General features: G+C 76.2%; 2 protein-coding genes. Both read left to right on the forward strand.

Features of this window, described 5'->3' with window-relative positions; translation table 11 throughout:
* The first annotated feature begins 39 nt into the window (after positions 1-39).
* Entirely contained in the window at positions 40-891 is an 852-nt protein-coding gene (locus NBX02_RS05360) for an SAF domain-containing protein (protein WP_250290262.1), read from the forward strand.
* Positions 888-2,204: a chromosome partitioning protein gene (locus NBX02_RS05365; RefSeq protein WP_250290263.1), complete on the forward strand. Its 1,317-nt coding sequence runs from the start codon at positions 888-890 to the stop codon at positions 2,202-2,204. The genes NBX02_RS05360 and NBX02_RS05365 overlap by 4 nt, the downstream gene beginning before the upstream one ends.
* Positions 2,205-2,269 lie beyond the last annotated feature (65 nt).

Consider the following 2,269-nt stretch of genomic DNA (forward strand, 5'->3'; position numbering starts at 1 on the left):
CGCCGGCCAGGAGGGACACAAGCTACAGGAGGTCCGCCGGTGACCGACCTCACCCCCGCTGTCGCGGTCTCGGAGAAGCCGGCTGCCCCACCGTCACCGCCGACAGCACCGTCGCCGCCGGCCCGCCGGCTCACCCCGCCGCGCTGGCGGGACTCCCGTCTGCTGGTGGGCGTCCTGCTGGTACTGGTGTCGGTCGTGGTGGGCGCCCGCCTGTTCGCGACCGCCGATGGCAGCCAGGACTGGGTGGTGGCGGCCGCGGACCTCCCGGCCGGGCATGTCGTGGCCGCCGCCGATCTCACCACGGCCTCGGCCTACCTGCGCTCGGCGACCGCGAGCCGTTACTTCCCGGGTGGGCGCCGGTCGGAGCTGGTGGGGACGATGCTCGCCCGTCCGGTGTCCGCCGGGGAGCTGCTCAGCGGCGCTGACTTCGTGCGTGACGACGTACGCCCGACTCGGCTGGTCTCGATCGTCGTCAAGGACGGCAGAGCCCCCGCGCTCACCCCGGGCGATCACGTGGACGTCTTCGTCCTACAACGGTCGGGCCCGGCGGGTGCCGGTGCCGCCACCGGCGCCGCCACCGGCGCGGGCACCGGCGCTGGCACACCGGGCACGGCGGGCGCGGGCGCGGCGCAGGCTGCCGGCCAGGTGCCGGTGGTGCAGACCGGCAGCGCCGGCACGGAGGTGCTGGTGCTGCACGATGTCGAGTTCGTCGCGCGGACGACGCTGGCGGCGGGCTCGTACGCGCTGACGCTGCGGGTGCCGGTGGAGCTCGCCATCAACGTGGTGGCGGCGTCCCAGAGTGAACGGGTGGACGTCGTCAAGCTTGAGCGCGGTTCCCGGGGTGAGGTCGGCGGGCCGGGTCCGAGCGCTGTGCCGGGGTTCGGGCAATGAGCCTGCCGATCCTGACCGCGGTGACCAACTCGGTCGTCGAGTCCGGGCTTGTCACGGCGTTCGACCGCCGTGATCTCGGGGTGACGGTGGTCCGCCGGTGTGTCGACCTGCCCGATCTGCTCGCGGCGGCGACGACGGGCGCGGCGCGGGCCGCGCTGCTCTCGGCGGACCTGCGCCGCCTGGACCGGGACGCGCTGACCCGGCTGGCCGTGGCCGGGGTCGCGGCGGTCGGCCTGATCACCCCCGGGGACGAGGACGGCGAGCGCCGGCTGCGCCAGCTCGGTGTCGCGGCGGTGATCACGACCGACGCGACGGCCGAGATCGTGGCGTCGGCGGTGGTGGAAGCGGTCCGGGCGCTCACCGGCACCGATCATGTCGCCGGCCTGCTGCCCGCCGCGTACAGCAGACCGGCGCCCGGTTTCGCGACGTTGACGCCGGTGGCCGACCAGCCGCCGCCCGATGCTCTCGCCGAGCCCGGCGACGGCCGGGTGATCGCCGTGTGGGGCCCGACCGGCGCCCCGGGCCGCACCACCGTGGCCCTGGGGGTGGCGGCGGAGCTCGCCGCCATGGGCATGCCGACGCTGCTCGTCGACGCCGACGTCTACGGCGGGGCGATCGGGCAGCTGGTGGGGCTGCTGGAGGAGGCGCCCGGCCTGGCCGCCGCCGCCCGGGCGGCCAACCAGGGGGTTCTCGACGTCCCCCGGCTGGCGCTGCTGTGCCGGGATCTGGGTGGGGGGCTGCGCATCCTGCCGGGTATCGCCCGTCCGTCGCGGTGGCCGGAGCTGCGTCCGGCCTCGGTGGAGGTCGTGCTCGCGCTGGCGCGGCGGCTGGCGAGCTTCGTCGTCGTCGACTGCGGTTTCTGCCTGGAGATGGACGAGGAGCTGTCGTTCGACACGTCCGCGCCGCGGCGCAACGGCGCGACCCAGGTGGTGCTCGCCGCGGCCGACAGCATCCTGGCCGTGGCAAGCGCGGAGCCGGTCGGGCTGGTGCGTTTCGTGCGTGGGCTGACGGACCTGCGCGAGGCCGTGCCCGGTGCGGATCCGTGGGTCGTGGTGAACCGGCTGCGCGCCTCGGCGGTCGGGAAGGACGCCCGCCGGGAGGTCGCCAGGGCGATGGTGCGCCATGTCGGTATGGAGCCGGTGGCCGCGATACCGCTCGACGTCGCGGCGATGGACAGCGCGCAGGCCGCCGGCCAGCTGTTGCGGGATGTGGCCCCGACGTCGCCGGCCAGGCTGGCGATCAGCGAGCTGGCCGCGCGGGTGGCGGGGCGTCCGGTGCGGGGCCGCCGCCGGCGCTCGCCCGTTCACCGTTGACGGCTCGCGGGCGCGGGCCGCGCCGGGCTTCGGCCCGGGGGCGGGGGGAGCGGCTGCCCTGACGG

The organism is Protofrankia sp. CiP1_Cm_nod1 (assembly GCF_920888515.1).
In the GTDB taxonomy this organism is placed as follows: domain Bacteria; phylum Actinomycetota; class Actinomycetes; order Frankiales; family Frankiaceae; genus Protofrankia.

Coding starts and splice junctions, on each gene's coding strand:
- NBX02_RS05365 (WP_250290263.1), top strand. CDS start 888: ATGAGCCTGCCGATCCTGACCGCGGTGACCAACTCGGTCGTCGAGTCC.